The 16,292-nt window shown below is 60.7% G+C and carries 11 protein-coding genes and 2 tRNA genes; 7 read left to right on the top strand and 6 right to left on the bottom strand.

Features of this window, described 5'->3' with window-relative positions:
- Positions 1 to 114: 114 nt before the first annotated feature.
- From pyk to H559_RS0102115, 4 genes are all read right to left on the bottom strand, one after another.
- Positions 115 to 1,548 carry a pyruvate kinase gene (gene pyk / locus H559_RS0102130; protein WP_245579320.1) on the bottom strand — a complete coding sequence of 478 codons (1,434 nt, stop codon included), beginning with the start codon at positions 1,546 to 1,548 and terminating at the stop codon, positions 115 to 117.
- Between the two features lie 181 nt (positions 1,549 to 1,729).
- A tRNA-Glu gene (locus tag H559_RS0102125) sits at positions 1,730 to 1,805 on the bottom strand.
- A 16-nt stretch (positions 1,806 to 1,821) separates the two neighbouring features.
- Positions 1,822 to 1,898: transfer RNA gene (locus tag H559_RS0102120), tRNA-Arg, on the bottom strand.
- Between the two features lie 98 nt (positions 1,899 to 1,996).
- Positions 1,997 to 2,584, bottom strand: coding sequence for a LexA family protein (locus tag H559_RS0102115; protein WP_028451331.1), 588 nt, complete (start codon positions 2,582 to 2,584; stop codon positions 1,997 to 1,999).
- Positions 2,585 to 2,779: 195 nt separating this feature from the next.
- On the opposite strand from H559_RS0102115, the gene H559_RS18420 reads away from it, so the two are divergent.
- The 5 genes from H559_RS18420 (at position 2,780) to uvrC (ending at position 9,349) form a co-directional block, all read left to right on the top strand.
- Positions 2,780 to 3,883 carry an oxidoreductase gene (locus tag H559_RS18420; RefSeq protein ID WP_051278817.1) on the top strand — a complete coding sequence of 368 codons (1,104 nt, stop codon included), beginning with the start codon at positions 2,780 to 2,782 and terminating at the stop codon, positions 3,881 to 3,883.
- A 241-nt stretch (positions 3,884 to 4,124) separates the two neighbouring features.
- A complete protein-coding gene (locus H559_RS18415; protein WP_081412821.1) occupies positions 4,125 to 5,930 on the top strand; it encodes a DEAD/DEAH box helicase in 1,806 nt (601 codons plus the stop codon).
- A 17-nt stretch (positions 5,931 to 5,947) separates the two neighbouring features.
- On the top strand, positions 5,948 to 6,634 hold the full coding sequence (locus tag H559_RS0102100; protein ID WP_028451330.1) for an SDR family oxidoreductase: 687 nt from the start codon (positions 5,948 to 5,950) through the stop codon (positions 6,632 to 6,634).
- Between the two features lie 397 nt (positions 6,635 to 7,031).
- Positions 7,032 to 7,334, top strand: coding sequence for a hypothetical protein (locus H559_RS0102095; RefSeq protein ID WP_034639306.1), 303 nt, complete (start codon positions 7,032 to 7,034; stop codon positions 7,332 to 7,334).
- 149 nt (positions 7,335 to 7,483) lie between these two features.
- Positions 7,484 to 9,349, top strand: coding sequence for an excinuclease ABC subunit UvrC (gene uvrC / locus H559_RS0102090; RefSeq protein WP_028451328.1), 1,866 nt, complete (start codon positions 7,484 to 7,486; stop codon positions 9,347 to 9,349).
- Between the two features lie 169 nt (positions 9,350 to 9,518).
- Here uvrC and mnmC read toward each other — a convergent pair whose 3' ends face one another.
- Positions 9,519 to 11,414 carry a bifunctional tRNA (5-methylaminomethyl-2-thiouridine)(34)-methyltransferase MnmC2/FAD-dependent 5-carboxymethylaminomethyl-2-thiouridine(34) oxidoreductase MnmC1 gene (mnmC, locus tag H559_RS0102085; protein ID WP_028451327.1) on the bottom strand — a complete coding sequence of 632 codons (1,896 nt, stop codon included), beginning with the start codon at positions 11,412 to 11,414 and terminating at the stop codon, positions 9,519 to 9,521.
- 230 nt (positions 11,415 to 11,644) lie between these two features.
- On the opposite strand from mnmC, the gene H559_RS23285 reads away from it, so the two are divergent.
- Together H559_RS23285 and H559_RS0102075 are read left to right on the top strand one after the other, a co-directional pair.
- Complete coding sequence (locus tag H559_RS23285) at positions 11,645 to 12,850, top strand: GGDEF domain-containing protein (RefSeq protein WP_028451326.1); 1,206 nt, start codon at positions 11,645 to 11,647, stop codon at positions 12,848 to 12,850.
- 119 nt (positions 12,851 to 12,969) lie between these two features.
- The gene (locus H559_RS0102075; protein ID WP_028451325.1) at positions 12,970 to 13,503 is read left to right on the top strand and encodes a hypothetical protein; all 534 of its coding nucleotides are present in this window, start codon (positions 12,970 to 12,972) and stop codon (positions 13,501 to 13,503) included.
- Between the two features lie 65 nt (positions 13,504 to 13,568).
- Here the strand turns inward: H559_RS0102075 and glnE are convergent, their stop codons facing one another.
- Positions 13,569 to 16,244: a bifunctional [glutamate--ammonia ligase]-adenylyl-L-tyrosine phosphorylase/[glutamate--ammonia-ligase] adenylyltransferase gene (gene glnE, locus H559_RS0102070; protein ID WP_028451324.1), complete on the bottom strand. Its 2,676-nt coding sequence runs from the start codon at positions 16,242 to 16,244 to the stop codon at positions 13,569 to 13,571.
- Between the last annotated feature and the right edge of the window lie 48 nt (positions 16,245 to 16,292).

The raw sequence follows: 16,292 nt of genomic DNA, 5'->3' as shown, positions 1-16,292 counted from the left end.
GCAGTCATTTAATCACAATGGCTGCGTGACAATACCCATTATTATGATGGTTTCGATGGAAAAACAAACGGGCCCGAAGGGCCCGTTTGTTTTTGTGTTTCGACCGCTCTCGGCTTAACGCGCCGGGATGTCGAAAATCCGCAGCGAATTGGCGCCGCCGCCGGCAGGTACACCGAAAGTGACGGCCAGGCGATCGCCGGGAACCATCTTGCCGCTGCGAACCAGTTCGGCCTGGATGTGCGTGATTTCAGTTTCACGATCCGCGATGGCCGGAATCAGTACGGGCTGGATATGGCGATACAGGGCCATTTTCCGGTAGGTGCTGACCGAGTTGGTGAAAGCATAAACCGGCACCTTGCCGATGTAGCGCGACAGCCAGAGAGCCGAAGTGCCGGAGTTGGTCAGCGCGGCTACGGCATTGAGCTCCATGTGCATGGAGGCGTAGACGACCGACATGGCGACGGTCTGGTCGATACGCTTGAAGCTGTCAGCGGTGGTGAATTCGCGATCAACACGGCTTTCACCCGAGCGCTCGGCTTCCAGGCAGGTGCGAACGAGAGCCTCAACGGCTTCGACCGGGTACTTGCCGGCAGCAGATTCGGCAGACAGCATCACGGCATCGGTGCCGTCCAGTACCGCGTTGGCGCAGTCGGAGACTTCGGCGCGGGTCGGAACCGGGCTGTTGGTCATCGATTCCATCATCTGGGTGGCGGTAATGCTGATCTTCTGCTTGGTGCGGGCACGGCGGATCATCATTTTCTGCAGCGCCGGAACTGCCGCATCGCCGACTTCCACAGCCAGATCACCACGGGCGACCATGATGCCGTCGGAGGCGTCCAGAATTTCATCCAGATTGGCAACAGCTTCCGTGCGTTCGATCTTGGCGATCAGGCCGCCAGTACCACCGGCTGCGCGCAGCAGGGTGCGGGCCATATACATGTCGGCGGCGGATTTCGGGAAGGACACGGCAATGTAGTCGGCTTGCAGGGCAGCTGCCGTCTTGATGTCTTCCATGTCCTTAGCGGTGAGCGCGGGAGCAGTCAGGCCGCCGCCCTTGCGGTTGATGCCCTTGTTATTGGAGAGCGGGCCGCCGAACAGTACGGTGGTGTGGACTTCTACGCCTTTGACAGATACAACTTCCAGCTGGATTTCGCCGTCGCCCAGTAGCAGGGTGTCACCAGCGGACACGTCATTGGGCAGTTCCTTGTAATCGAGGCCAACGCGTTCCTGGTTACCCATTTCGCAGCTGGCATCAAGAATGAAGGTCTCGCCTTTTTTCAATTCGATGCGATTCTTTTCAAATTTGCCGATGCGGATCTTCGGGCCCTGCAGATCGGCGAGAACGGCAACGGGGCGACCCAGCTTGTCGGCAATGGCGCGAACGGTATTCGCGCGATCAATATGATCCTTGGCGCTGCCGTGCGAGAAATTCAGGCGGACGGTGTTAACACCGGCTTCGATCAGTTTTTCGAGAACGGCGGGCTCGGTCGAGGCCGGGCCAAGGGTAGCGACGATTTTGGTGCCGCGAGGCAGTGTTGCAGATGACATGGGGTTTATCCAGTGTTGCAAAATGTAAGACGCATTATATGCGGTCTTGCATGACGGCAAGAGGTCTTCTGTAGTGCTCGCGTCAGAAATAGGAGGGATTCTTGATGCTGGTCAGGCCGGCGCGGGCGGCTGCAGGAGGTGCGCCCGGAAAGCGGGCAAAAAAATAGCCAGCTTTGAAAGCTGGCGTCCCCACGGGGATTCGAACCCCGGTTATCGCCGTGAAAGGGCGGTGTCCTAGGCCTCTAGACGATGGGGACTGAGGCAGTGTGTGGTTGGCGCGCCCGGAGCGATTCGAACGCCCGACCCTTTGGTTCGTAGCCAAATACTCTATCCAACTGAGCTACGGGCGCGCTGACCATTTTCTGCTTCATTCCGTGAGGTCTTCAGCAGAGAGGCCGGACTATACGGGTCTTTTGAAAAATTGGCAAGCGTCTTTGGCAAAAAACGGTTAACGGTATTTTCTGATCAGACCGGTCAGCACGCCGAAGATTTCCAGGCTGTGCGTCGGCCGAATGGGGGAGAAGTCCGGATTGTGCGGAATCAGCAGGTAGCCCTGCTTGTCCCGGCCCAGTTCTTTCAATGTGTATTCGTTGTCGACGATGGCAAGGACATAATCTCCGAGATTGGCAGCATGCCGCTTCTCGATGACGGCAATGTCGCCATCGAAAATGCCTGCATCCATCATCGAATCGCCCTTGATCCGCACAAGGATGGAGCTGGAAGGGCGTGGAATCAGGTAGTCATCGACCGAAAGCGATTCACTCATCGCATCGTTCGCGGCAGCGGGCAGGCCGGCCGGCACATTGAAATCGGCCAGTTCGCGCTCGAAAAAGCGCTTGGTAGGGGCGAGGCGCTTGTCTGGACTCATCTCCAGATAACCGGCGAGACTGAGTCGCTTGACCAGTGCTGAAACGGCCGATTTGGATGCCATGCCAAGCAGTTCGCCGATGACGGCGTACGACGGGATGCTGCGGTAGCTGGCGAAATAATCCTGCAGTTTGGCCAGGTATTCGTGATCGCGGTTTGGGTTGCCCATGCGTGGACCCTGACGTGAAAGGTTGGGTAAGAAGCGCCGCAGTCTGGTGTTGCCGCTGACTGTGGGTGGCGAACATTCGTTCCATGTAGCTTAGTGAACGGGCGTTCTGCTGTCAATTGCCGGTACGTTTCCCACGGCGTGCTACGCCTGTGGCATAGTCTGTTCACTGTCATATATACCCTCGGAAGTGCTGACATGATTCGAACCGCTTTACTTGGTTTTGGTTACGCCGGGCGTACTTTTCATCTGCCCTTGCTGCGCGCAGAGGCAGGGATCCAGGTCACCACTGTTCTGAGCAGCAAACCCGCTGAAGTTCATGCCGCCTTGCCTTCAGCGAGAGTGGCAACCGCTCTCGAAGAGGTGCAGGATGATCCGGATATCGACCTCGTGGTGATTGCTACGCCGAATCATCTGCATGCCCCGATGGCTGCCAGCGCCTTGCGGGCTGGCAAGCATGTGGTGGTGGACAAGCCATTCACGGTGACGCTGACGGAGGCGAGGGCGCTGGCAGAACTGGCACAGCAGCGGCAGCGTGTTCTTTCTGTCTTCCAGAACCGGCGCTGGGATGCGGATTTTCTGGCTTTGCAAGCCTTGTTGCAGCGGGGAACGCTTGGCGATGTAGTGCAGTTCGATAGCCAGTTCAACCGCTTCCGCCCGCTAGTCCAGCCGCGCTGGCGGGAGGGGGATGGGCCGGGAGCCGGGCTCTGGCATGATCTGGGTCCACACCTGATTGATCAGGCTCTGCTGCTGTTCGGTGTGCCCCAGTCTGTGAGCGCCTCGATCCGCATTACCCGTCCGGAAGGCATTTCACCGGACTGGGCTCATGTTCAGTTGCATTACCCCGACAAGGCGGTGCTGCTGCACGCCTCCATGCTGGTAAGCGGTGGCGTGCCGCGTTTTGCGGTCCATGGCACAGCCGGCAGCTGGGTCAAGTACGGTCTGGACGAACAGGAAGGCCAGCTGAAAAACGGCCTGCTGCCTGCGAGTCCTGATTGGGGTATCGATCTGAATGCCAATCAGCTATTTGGCCATGAGGCTGACGGGGCTGGGGGTATAACGCTGCCGCGCGGCAATTATCCGGCATACTATGCCGCCGTGGCTGCAGCGGTACGTGGGCAGAGCTGCAATCCCGTTACTCCGCTCGAAGCCGTTGCAGTGATGGCCGTGCTCGAGGCAGCACTGGAAAGTTCGGCTTCGGGTTGTCGTGTCGCACCTGCTCTGAGCTGCGACGAGCAAGAGGGTCTGGCGACGCTCAGGCGGAAGCGGGCAGAGCAAGCCCGAGATGCGGAGCTCCTTTGACATGACAGGCGAAGATCGCTTGCTGCCGTGTCTGAATTTTTGCTGCGTCATGGAATAATCGTTTCCCACTTCGGCTTGACACGCCTATAATGCCGGAGCGGCTACCCCCCAGTCTTGGTGGCCGGCGCGCCCTCTGCGCGTTACTTGATAATCACTTTTCTTGATTGATTCGCGCTGCCGCAGACTGGTGCCGTCTCCCGACGGCTGCCGGCAGATGCAATGACGCCATTCCGGAGCTTGCATGTCGTTTGCCGCCCTCGGCCTGTCGGACGAAATCGTCCGTGCCGTGACGGAGCGTGGCTATACCACGCCCACCCCCATTCAGACCCAGGTCATCCCCGCTGTACTCGGCGGCGGAGACATTCTCGCCGGTGCACAAACCGGCACCGGCAAAACTGCCGGCTTCACGCTGCCTCTGCTGCAGCTGCTCAGTACCCGCCCGGCCAAGGCCGAAGGCAAGATTCGTGCGCTAATCCTGGCGCCAACCCGCGAACTTGCTGCCCAGGTGGAAGAGTCGGTGCAGGCCTACGGCGCACACCTGAAAATTCCATCGATGGTGATGTTCGGCGGTGTCGCGATCAACCCGCAGATCAAGAAGCTGCAGAAGCGGGTCGACATTCTGGTGGCGACACCGGGACGTCTGCTTGATCATGCCCAGCAAGGCACGCTCGATCTCTCCGGTGTCGAAGTTCTGGTGCTGGATGAGGCTGACCGCATGCTCGACATGGGCTTCATTCATGACATCAAGAAGGTGCTGGCCCTGTTGCCGGTACAACGCCAGAATCTGCTGTTCTCGGCCACTTATTCCGACGAGATCAAGGAGCTGGCCGACAAGCTGCTGAACCAGCCGGTGCTCATCGAGGTCGCTCGCCGCAACGCTGCTGCCGAAACGGTGGCCCAGCGTGTGCATATCGTTGATCGCGACAAGAAGCGCGATCTGCTGACCCGCCTGATCCAGGACAATAATTGGCATCAGGTGCTGGTATTCACGCGCACCAAGCATGGCGCAAACCGCCTTGCCGAGCAGCTCAACAAATCTGGTGTCACCGCCATGGCGATTCATGGCAACAAGAGCCAGAACGCCCGCACCAAGGCATTGTCCGAGTTCAAGTCGGGCGAGCTGCAGGTACTGGTCGCAACCGACATCGCGGCGCGCGGCATCGACATTAGCGAATTGCCCCACGTGATCAATTTCGAATTGCCCAATGTGCCGGAAGACTATGTGCACCGCATTGGCCGTACCGGCCGTGCCGGTTCCGAGGGCGAGGCCCTGTCACTGGTCTGCGTGGATGAATTCAAGCTGCTGGCCGATATCGAAAAACTGCTCAAGCGCGAATTGCCGCGTTTTACGCTGGAAGGCTTCGAGGCCGATCTGAGTGTTGCCCCTGAACCCTTGCGCGCACCGCGCGAGGCGAGAGGTCCGCGCAGCGCACAGTCTCGCCCGGCACGCAACAAGCCGGCGGGAGCCAGATCGCAGTCCAGCAAGCCCGCGGCAGCAGAAACCGGAAACGGTTCGGATGCAGAGCGTCCCGCTCGCGCTGCGCGAACCCGCAAGGCAGCGCCTGTGGCCGCCCTGATGGGCGGTAGCGGTGTAGTCGAGAAGCAGGAACCCATAAGCACCGAAGGCGAAAGCACGGCAACTGCCACGCAGCCAAACACCGGCGATCAGCAGGTGCGCAGCAACAAGCGGCGGCGACGCAACAAATCCGGCCAGCGGGACGGTCAGCCGCGTGAGCGTGCTGCGCAAGAGCAGCAGGGCAACAGTAATGGCCAGCAACGTCGCGAGCAGAAACCGCGCAAGCCACAAGGCCAGGCAACCTCAGGCGCCGCAAGTACCGGTTCCCGTCAGCAGGACGGCAATCGGCGGCGCGACCCGGACGCCCAACCGCTGAGCAATGAAAACACGCCGCTCTGGGCCTATTTTGGTGACAGTACCGGCCGCAACCGTGGCGGTGGTGGTAATCGTGGCGGGGGCAATCGCGGTGGTGGTGGCAACCGTGGCGGAAATGGCGGTGGCAATCGTGGCGGCGGCGGCCGTCACTCCTGAGCTGGAGCCCGGCAGACATGACACACAACACCGTCTTCATTACCGGAACCAGCCGCGGGCTCGGACTTGAGTTCACCCGGCAGTATCTGCAGGAAGGCTGGCGGGTGCTGGCTGCCCGCCGTCATGCCGCTGCGCAGCTCGATGAGCTGCAGCAGCAGTATCCGCAGCAGCTGCGACAGTTGGAGCTCGACGTGGGCGATCTGGCGGCCATTGACCGCCTGCCTGCCAGTCTTGCCGGCGAGTGTATTGATTTGCTGATCAATAATGCCGGCATTTATGGCGGCATCCACCAGCAGTTGGGCGATTGTGACCTCGCCGAATTTCAGCGTGTACTGGCGGTCAATGTGCTGGCACCGCTGCGCCTGACCGAGGTTCTGTTGCCACTGCTCAGGTCCAGTGCCCGCATCGCTCATCTGAGCAGCCTGATGGGCAGTATGGCTGATAATGGCTCCGGCGGCGATTATGCCTATCGGGCTTCGAAGGCCGCGCTCAACGCCATTGGCAAGAGCATGGCGGTGGATCTCGCCGGCAGGCATACCGTGGTGCTCCTGCACCCGGGCTGGGTACGCACCGACATGGGTGGCCCGGCGGCGCTGATTGATGCAGCCAGTAGCGTGAGAGGAATGCGCACGGTCATCGCCAGTCTGCAGGACTGGGATAGCGGTCGGTTTTTCAAGTACGACGGCAGCGAATTACCCTGGTAAGGGGCGCAGGGCTTGTCCGGCCTCTTCTGGGAATTGCTGTTGGCCGGCGCAATTGCCGCATCTTGACATCAGCTCCTCGGCCGACATGAGGGTCAGGTAACGCCAGGCCCCCGACGCCGCTTGAAGAGTCAGAACTCATCACCTGCTTTGTTCCTTCTGGCTTTCCATGGACATCATGGATAAGGATGGCGCGAGGCCTTCACCTGGCACTGCTGCAGTGGGTTTGGTGAAACTTGCGGCACCTTACGACGGCTACTTGCCTGCCAAATTGCCATCTCGCCAGACCAGTGCTAAATCGCGACAGCAAAGAAAGGTTATTTTTTGTAAAAACTCGTCAAATCCCGCTATTTGTCTTGCTTAGTCCTTTCGTGTTTGTTATTTTTCCATGAGTTCCCCCTTGGTTGCGGAGATCATGGATTCCCCGATCCTGTTTCTGTTGTGTTTATTGCTGCTAACCGTACTGCTTTGTGCACTGCTCTTGCTTGTGCAGCGGCGGCGCAATTCAGCCGAAGAAATGCTCACCTGCATGGCAACCTTGCCGGGTGATCTGCCCAAGCACCAGCGCAAGGGACGCCGACAGGTTCTGCGCTCCCCGCATACCATGCCGCGCGATGAATTCCTACCCAGCTTGCCGTGGCTGATTGGCCTGGGTTGCGCATTCCTGATTGTCTTTGCACTGTCGCTTTTTGCAATTGGTTGATGGGTATATCGCCGTAACCCTTGCTTTTATTTGGTTGTGAAGCATTACATTGCCCCGTATTCCAAGGGCAGCCTATTTCGCCCCCAACTCTTCTGCTTGCCATGCTGCCAGCCCGGGTAAAATGGCGTTTTACCGTGCTGGTCCTGCGCATGTCCGCCTCCCCATCGCCATTTTCAGACGAGCTGCTCGAGCAGGTTCGCAACCTGCCTGATCTGCCCGGCGTATACCGTTATCTGGCTGCCGATGGCTCTGTACTCTATGTCGGCAAGGCCAACAGCCTGAAGAAACGCGTTGGCAGCTATTTCCAGAAAAGCGATCTGAGCCCCCGCATCCGCCTGATGCTGTCGCAGGTCGCACGGCTGGAAACCACCGTAGTGCGCAGCGAAGCGGAAGCCCTGCTGCTGGAAAACAATCTGATCAAGGCGCTCAGCCCGCGCTACAACATCCTGTTCCGCGACGACAAGAGCTATCCCTACCTCATGCTGTCCGGCCATGAATTCCCCCGGCTGGCGTATTACCGCGGCGCACTCGACAAACGGCATCAGTACTTCGGGCCCTATCCGAATGGCTATGTGGTGAAGGAGTCCATCCAGCTGCTGCAGAAAGTATTCCGGCTGCGTACCTGCGAGGACAGCGTATACAGCAACCGTTCACGACCTTGTCTGCTGCACCAGATCAAGCGCTGCACCGCGCCGTGTGTCGGCCTGATATCAAGCGAGGATTACCGTGCCGACGTGCAGAATGCCGTGCAGTTTCTCAATGGCAAAACCGGTGAGCTGCTGAGCGGGCTGGAAGCCCGCATGCAGGCGCTGGCAGGGGAATGGAAATTCGAAGAGGCCGCAGCGGTGCGCGACCAGATCGCGGCACTGGCCCGCGTGCAGGAAAAACAGTTCGTGGAAAGCAAGGGAAGCGAGCTGGATGCCGACATTCTGGCCTGCGTACTGCAGGATGGCCTCCTGTGTGTCAACCTGGCCATGGTGCGCGGCGGGCGGCATGTCGGTGACAAGAATATCTTCCCCGCGCACGCCGAAGGCTACGGCGCGGCGGAAGCGCTTGCCGCCTTCATCGCCCAGCACTACCTGAATCGCAGCGTTCCGCCCGTGCTGTTCTGCAGCCCGGAGCCGGCAGATGCAGCCATTCTTGCGGCGACGCTGACCGGACAGGCCGGACGCAAGGTCATCATTAACGCCAGCCCCAAAGGGGGTCGCCGCATCTGGCTTGAAATGGCGAGCAAGAATGCCGGGCTCGCCATCGCCCAGCGGCAGAGTGCGGCGGCAACCCAGCAGGGACGCTTGTTCGCGCTGATCGAGGCGCTGAATCTGCCCGAGGAAACGCGGCGCATCGAATGCTTCGATATTTCGCACACAATGGGCGAAGCCACCGTTGCCTCCTGCGTGGTGTATGACCGCTTCGACATGCAGCCCAAGGAATATCGCCGCTATAACATCGCCACGCTGAAAGAGGGCGAAGCCGCGCGCGACGATGCAATTACTCCCGGCGATGACTACGCCGCGATGAAGCAGGTCTTGACAAGGCGCTACAGCAAAATAGCCGCCGGCGAGGGCGTTGTACCGGATCTGATCCTCATCGACGGTGGCAAGGGTCAACTCACGCAAGCTGAGGCCGTGATGGCGGAAATCGGGCTGGCCGAGCCGGTACTGCTGGGAGTGGCCAAGGGCGAGACGCGCAAGGCCGGGCTTGAGCAGCTGATCATCGAAGGAAGCCATGCCAGCGTGCGCCTGCCGGCCCATCATCCTGGGCTGCATCTCATCCAGCAGATCCGCGATGAATCCCACCGCTTTGCCATCACCGGCCACCGTGCACGCCGTGCCAAAATCCGGGTGTCTTCGAGCCTTGAGGACATTCCCGGCGTTGGCCCCAAACGCCGGCAAAAGCTGCTGACCCGCTTTGGAGGCATCCAGGGCGTGAAAGCAGCAGGTGTGGAAGAGCTGATGCAGGTGGAAGGTATCAACGCGGCGCTGGCCGAGCAGATCTATGCGGCATTGCATGGCTAGCCAGGCTGGTTTGCAGGCTTCTTCCCGCGCTACAAACCTGCTGTGCAGGACTGGTGGCCGGCTTTTTCGAGCTTATACCGTATCGCTATGCAATCGCATGCTGTTGTGTAGTGCTCAAGCCTGGGTATGTAGGCAAAGATCTTGGTTTTAAATAGTTGTGAAGGTATACCTATGCCTGTTTTCTGAATTGCCGCAGGGCGAAGCGGCCCGGGTCAACGGCATCGAGCAGTTTTCTTTCCAGCGGAAGTGGTTCGCCATTGAGCAGGCAGCCCAACAGGTCGCCGGCCAGAATGGCCCAGGTCAGCCCGCGCGAGCCAAAGCCGAGCGCGCCATACAGGCCGGGCAGGCGGGCCAGTTGCCAGAGCTGGTGCGCCGGCCCCGTCTGTGCGTGCGGCGCTGGCAGCTGGCCGATCAGCGGCAGGCGGTCTGGTGAGGCGGGACGGGAGCAGTCGCGCCAGTCGTAGATCATGTCATCGTCCAGCACGATTCTGGGCAGCAGTTTGCGCAATTCCTGCAGGTTTTTTCGTGCGGCGGCGGCCACATCGCCATCCCTGACTTCTGCCGCACCCGCGCAGCGCAGCCCTTGATAGCCGGGGGTCAGATAGCCGGGGCCGGACAGTGCATATTCGGGCGCATCGAGGCGACTGGCTGCGATGCGGGTGACCACGCGCCGGCTGTCAGTGAGTGGGAGTCCGGCTTGCGGGCAGAGCTGCGCCGCTGCGGTGGCATTGGCCAGTATTACGGTCTCGCTGCGGGTCAGAATTTCGCCCGCATCACCGCTCAGCAGCCAGACACCATCTTCCCGTTTCATGCCGGCAACGCGGCAGCCCGTGTGCACCGTGATGCCAGGATGATGCAGCAGGGCGGTACATAAACCGGGTGGATGTATCCAGCAGGAGGCTTTGTAGAACAAGCCACCTGCACTTATGCCTTGCCCGGAAAGCTGGCTCCCAGTCTGCTGGTCCAGATGGTGCGCCAACTCGCCCGGCAGTTGCAGCTCAGCCGCAATCTCGGCAAAGAGGGCATCCTGCTCCGGTGTCTTGGCGATTTGCAGGTGGCCCGGCCGGCCGTGGGCGACGGGAGTACCGGCATGTTCCAGCAATGCCAGCGCCTGCAGCGTCTGTTCGCAGCCTGCACGCGTCAGCCGGGCCTGCAGATTGTCATCACGGCTGAAGGTTGGGTGCATCAGGCCGACGTGGTTGCCCGAGGAGCCCCCGGCAATGGTGTCGCCCGCCTCCAGAACACTGACTTCCCAGCCGCGCCGGGCGAGTTGCCAGGCGGCGCTGGCGCCAGCCATGCCGGCACCGACGATGACTGCGCTGCGCGCAGGGGCCTCCTGGCGCAGCGAGCTACGCCAGCGAGGGCCCTGCGCACTCTGTCCGCGCAGCATCTGCCGCTTGCCGGCAAACCCCTGTATCCGTTCTACGGCAAAGCCGGCATCGGCCAGGCCGCGCCGTACATGACCGGCGACGGTGTAGGTGGCTAGCGTCGTCTGATCGTGCGCCAGGCGGCGCAACTGCCGGTAGATGGCCGGGCACCAGAGCCCGGGGTTCTTGTCCGGAGCAAAGCCATCCAGATAAATGGCGTCGGCGGCCAGTTGCAGTTCGGGCAGCCATTGCGATGCGTTACCGAGCACCAGTGTGAGAATGACCCGGCCTTCTGCCAGTTCGATCCGGTGTATGCCCTCGGTCAGCCAGGGCCAGGCGGCGCACAGTTCGGCGGAAAAAGCGGCAATTTCCGGATAGTGCGCGTGCAGCAGCGCCAGGTCATCGCGCCTGAACGGATATTGTTCGACGGAGACGAAATGCAGGCGCTGGCTGCGCGCCGGATCGGCCTTCCAGGCCTGCCAGGTGGCCAGAAAACTCAGGCCCTGGCCAAAACCTGTTTCCAGTACGGTGAAATGCGTGCGGCCTTGCCAAGCCTGCGGCAGGCCATTGCCGGCCATGAACACCTCACGCGCCTGGGCTAGCCCGCCGCCCCGCGAATGGTAAATGTCGTCAAACTGGCTGGAGTAGGGGATGCCTTCCGGGCTGAATTCAAGTGGGGCGCAGTTCAGGATGGTCATTGCGGTATCTGGGTGTTTGGCGTCGTGCAACGTTCGATTTTACCCCGAGAATCTCTTCGGTATCTTTTCGCCCCGCGTTCACGGAGAGTATCCACCCTGAGAGGCGACGCGCGCGGTTCGCCGGATTTGCGCGTAGGCAAAAGAAAGCGGTTTAATGTTGATCTGGTTAGCCCTTGCCAGCCACGACAGTATGGGAGAATGGCGGAGCAGGCATATGGGGAGGCAAAACAATGAAATTCTTCCGCAGACAGATCAGCTCGGCGCAGTTCTTTTCTCCTGCCACAGTGCTGACTTTGGGGGATAACGCCGCAGCAGGCGATGCCGCGCAGCCCGCATCGGTACTCCAGCCAGGGCGTCAGCATCTCCTCCACCAGCAAATCGCCGCCTGGTGCAGCCTGACCGCTGCCTGCCTGATGCTGCCGCTGCATTTTGCTTTCGGCCCGAAAGATCAGCATCACCTGGTCTATGGCATGTACCTGCTGCTGGCAGCCTGGTTCGGCCTTCTGGCATTCGGCCTGCACGGCCGCCATTATGTGGCGATGATCTGGGGGCAGCGGGTGCTGGTTGCGATCGCCATTCCCTGGGCTGCGGCGCTGCTGGCTGCACTGAATCATGCAACGCAGCCGATTCTGCCCTTGCTCTGGCCCGTGCTTGGGCTGTGGCTGCTGCTGCTGACGACCTCACCGGCACAATGGCTGTTCTGTGTGCTGCTCGCCGCACCAGGGCTGCTGTATGCCGCCCGCTTCGGGTGGGAGGCGGATGCGCGGGCGATTTCCATGCCGGTGCATTTTGGCATCGTCTTTGTTTTTCTGCTGGTGGCAAGCCTGCAGATGGCCCGCTTGCGGCAACGGGTCGGCGTGGTGCGGCAGCGGGTAGCCGAACGCGAGGCTCATCTGCATGCCAAAGCGGATCGCATGCGCAAGCTTGCGCTGCGCGATGCGCTGACCGGCTTGTCCAATCGCCTGCATCTGATGGCAAGGCTACGCCGTATGCTTGACCATGGCGCAAGGCGCAACGACGGGGCAACCCTGTTTCTGATTGATCTGGATCACTTCAAGGAAATCAACGATCAGCACGGGCATGACGCCGGCGACGCCGTGCTGATCGAAGTCGCGCATCGTCTGCGTCATCTTGTGCGGCATGAAGATCTGGTCAGCCGGCTGGGTGGTGATGAATTCGTGCTGCTGGTTGAGGGGCAATTGCAGCCGGAGCATGCTGAGCTGCTGGCGGCCAAAATCCTGCAGGGTCTTGCAGCGCCATGTCGTTACAAAGAGATTTTGCTGCCGCTGGGAGGTAGTGTGGGGGTAGCTCCGCTGCATGCTGGCATTCATGATCCCGATGCCTGGCTCAAGGAAGCGGATGCCGCAATGTATCTCGCCAAGCATGGCGGGCGTAATCGCTACGCCTTTTCCGGAACGGCGCCAGCAGCCCAGTAACGAGAGCAGTGATTGGCATCACAAATGGTAATGTCGACGTAATTTTGTGTAGTGGTATAGTAATCACACATAAAAACAAGCACGACACACAAAGGCGCATACCATTGAGAGGCTTATCCATGCAGACACGTTACCGCTGCGGCCATGCACTTGAGCACAGCCAGGACCACACAGACTGGCATCTGGCTGCAGTCAGCTATCCTTGCCCGGCCTGCCTGCGAGCCGTTGCCGCCGGCCAGCAAAAGCAGACCGCTGCTTATGTCAATCTGCAGCAGCTGAGCCCGGCGATGGCTGCTTTCGTACTGGAAGTGGCCGATGCTCCGGCAGCTCTGGGTGAATTGCTGGCCCAGCAGGGCTATGCAAGCAGCACGCCTTCACGGGATGAGTGCACGCCGGGTTATCCGGAGCGGCTTGAGACCGGCGCAGTCTGGCGCAAGGAGTTCCATTTTGCCGTTGATATTTCGCCTGGTTTTGTGCTGGCGCTGATGGAAATGCTCAAGCACGAAACCATGCTGCTCAGCGCCTACTTCCCCGCTGGCAGCAAGGCGGTCGCTTTCATGGCATTTCCGCAGCGCAACCGGGAGCTTGAATCGGAGCTGTTCGAACACGGTTGCCTGGAAAAGGCCTGGCACGCCAGCGCGCTGCCTGCCTGAATCCGTTCACCTGAAAAGCCGGTGCAGGGTGGGAACCCGCCATTCTGCACCGGCTTTTTACTGCTTCAGCTGCCTGCGCCGAACAGTTCGCGCCAGAGTGTTCTGACGGCGGCCAGATGGTCTTGCAGTGCCGCCAGCGTGGCCGGATTGGGCTTGCTGTCATTCAGGCGTCCCGCATGCTGCAGGCGCCGCAATTCGCGGTAGGCGTGGCGTGCGGCATCGGCTTCAGTTGGCGGGATATAGCCGTGCCGTGCCGCGACGTCGAGCAGGGCAATATTGCCGCTGTTGGCGGTCAGTGCCGGACACTCTCCGGCATGGGCCAGAATCAGGAACTGCACGATGAATTCGATGTCAACGATGCCGCCGCGCACATGCTTGACGTCGGTTTCCAGCGCTGGATGCGTTTCCAGCATGCGCTCCCGCATGGTGCGTACTTCATCGCGCAGCGAAGCCCGGTCGCGCGGCAGGGCCAGAATGTCGCGGCGGAATGCCTCGAACCATTCTCCGATCTTGCGATCTCCCGCCGCATAGCGTGCCCGGCTGATGGCCTGGTGCTCCCATACCCAGGCCGATTTGTGCTGGTATTCGCTGAAGGCCGTCAGCGTGGAAACCAGCAGGCCGGACGAGCCGTTCGGGCGCAGACGCAGGTCAATGTCGTAAAGCTGGCCGGCCGAGGTGAGCGATGTCAGCCAGTTCACGATGCGCTTGGCGTAGCGAGCGTAAATTTCCTGTGCGCTGGCATCCTCGTCGTCATAGAGAAACACGATGTCCAGGTCGGAACCGTAGCCCAGCTCCTTGCCGCCGAGCTTGCCATAGCCGATGACCGCAAAGGCTGGCTCGTCACGGTGCCTGCCGGGCAGTTCGCGCCAGACTTCTTCCAGCGTGACGGACAGGATCAGGTCGGCCAGGTCGGACAGGTGATCGGATACTTTCTCCAGCGTGAGCATGCCGGCAATATCCTGCGCGACCAGCCGGAAAATCTGCGTGTGCTGGAAATGGCGCAGGCAATCCATCTTGCCCTCGGTATCGCCGTCCAGATCGCGGACTTCCTCGCGCAGCAGCAGCCCCAGGCGCGGCCAGTCCGGCTCCTGGTAGAGCAGTCGGGCATCCAGCAATTCGTCAAGCAGGATGGGGTGGCGGGTCAGGTATTGCGATACCCAGGCGCTGGCGCTGTAGAGATCGGCCAGGCGCTTGAGTGCCTGCGGGTGTTCGGCAAGCAGTGCCAGATACGATTCGCGCCGACTCACTGCTTCGATCAGATCCAGTACGCGCAGCAGTGTGGTGTCCGGGTTGTCATAGCCAGCAGCCGTGTTGACGAGGGCTGGCAGGATGACGTCGATCCGCCGGCGGCAGCGCTCGGGCATCTGCAGGTATTTGTTGCTGGATGTATAGCTCTGCAGCCTTCTCTGTACCTCGTCTGCATCGCCATACCCCTTGTTTCGCAGCAGTTCACCACCGCTTTCGTCCTGCAGGCTGAGCAAATCGCCGGCCGCTTCGCTGCCGCCGTCAACCGGCGAATGGGCAAACACCTGCTCGAAGTGGCGAGCCACTTTTTCACGATGATAGTCGAGGGCGGTCCGGAAGCTTGCCCAGTCGGGAAAGCGCATGCTCGCGGCGATGCGGGCCTGGTCGGCTTCATTGCCCGGCAGCATCTGTGTCTGTGCATCATCAAGATACATGATGCGGTGTTCCAGATTGCGCAGGAACACGTAGGCAGCATCCAGATCGGCAACGGCCTCTTCCGGCAGCGTACCTTGTGCACCAAGCTCGCGCAGGATGATCTGTGTCGCGCGCTGGCGCAGCGCCTTGTTGCGCCCGCCGCGGATCAGCTGGAACACCTGGCCGATGAATTCGATTTCGCGGATGCCGCCGGGCCCCAGCTTGATGTTGTCGAGCTTGTCGCGCCGCTGCACTTCCCGCCGGATCTGGCTGTGCAGGTCGCGCATCGACTGATAGGCACCGTAATCAAGATACTTGCGGAACACGAAGGGCTGCACCAGTTCATAGAGGCCGTCCGCGTCGCCGGACAGCGCGCGTCCCTTGATCCAGGCATAGCGTTCCCACTCGCGACCCTGCGTGAGCAGGTAGTTCTCCAGTGCGCCAAAAGAGCACACCAGCGGGCCCGAATCGCCGAACGGGCGCAGGCGCATGTCGACCCGGAAGACAAAACCTTCATCGGTGACGTCGCCGATCAGATTGATGAGCCGCTTGCCCTGCAGAGCGAAGAATTCATGGTTGCTGATCTTGCGCGGGCCAGTCGTTTCGCCGTCCTCGGGGTAAACAAAGATCAGGTCGATGTCGCTGGAAACGTTGAGCTCGCGCCCGCCCAGCTTGCCCATGCCGACCACGATCAGCTGCTGAGTGGTGCCTGTCTCTTCTCCGACTGGTTCGCCATGCCGTTCATCCGGTTGTGACAGCCAGCCCAGTGCGACTGCAATGGCCACTTCGGCCAGATCGCTCGTCGTGTGCATGGCTTCATCCAGATTCGACAGCCCGGCCAGTTCACGCGCAATGAGGCGCGCCATCACGGCTTGCCGGAGCTGACGCAGGTGCAGTTTCAGTTCGTCATCGCTCAGGCAGGGCCTGCTTGCGAGGAATGCAGTCATTTCATCGCGGCTGAACGGCTGATCGATCGTGGCTTCGGTATCCGCCTGCAGTTGCGGGTGGCAGCGGAACAGGCGCTGGAGATACGTGCTGTGCTGCAGGGCTGGTTCGAGCAAGGAGGCTGGGGGAGCTATCATTTCGGTCATGAGCGTGGCGCTTACTTGGTAGAATCGGATTCCTGTTTC

Origin of the sequence: Chitinilyticum aquatile DSM 21506, from assembly GCF_000430805.1 — a bacterium.
GTDB classification, from domain to species: domain Bacteria; phylum Pseudomonadota; class Gammaproteobacteria; order Burkholderiales; family Chitinibacteraceae; genus Chitinilyticum; species Chitinilyticum aquatile.
Note: the sequence above shows the minus strand (reverse complement) of the source record. Positions and strands in the feature narration are given on the sequence as shown.

Coding starts and splice junctions, on each gene's coding strand:
- pyk (WP_245579320.1), bottom strand. CDS start 1,548: ATGTCATCTGCAACACTGCCTCGCGGCACCAAAATCGTCGCTACCCTT.
- H559_RS0102115 (WP_028451331.1), bottom strand. CDS start 2,584: ATGGGCAACCCAAACCGCGATCACGAATACCTGGCCAAACTGCAGGAT.
- H559_RS18420 (WP_051278817.1), top strand. CDS start 2,780: ATGATTCGAACCGCTTTACTTGGTTTTGGTTACGCCGGGCGTACTTTT.
- H559_RS18415 (WP_081412821.1), top strand. CDS start 4,125: ATGTCGTTTGCCGCCCTCGGCCTGTCGGACGAAATCGTCCGTGCCGTG.
- H559_RS0102100 (WP_028451330.1), top strand. CDS start 5,948: ATGACACACAACACCGTCTTCATTACCGGAACCAGCCGCGGGCTCGGA.
- uvrC (WP_028451328.1), top strand. CDS start 7,484: ATGTCCGCCTCCCCATCGCCATTTTCAGACGAGCTGCTCGAGCAGGTT.
- mnmC (WP_028451327.1), bottom strand. CDS start 11,414: ATGACCATCCTGAACTGCGCCCCACTTGAATTCAGCCCGGAAGGCATC.
- H559_RS23285 (WP_028451326.1), top strand. CDS start 11,645: ATGAAATTCTTCCGCAGACAGATCAGCTCGGCGCAGTTCTTTTCTCCT.
- H559_RS0102075 (WP_028451325.1), top strand. CDS start 12,970: ATGCAGACACGTTACCGCTGCGGCCATGCACTTGAGCACAGCCAGGAC.
- glnE (WP_028451324.1), bottom strand. CDS start 16,244: ATGATAGCTCCCCCAGCCTCCTTGCTCGAACCAGCCCTGCAGCACAGC.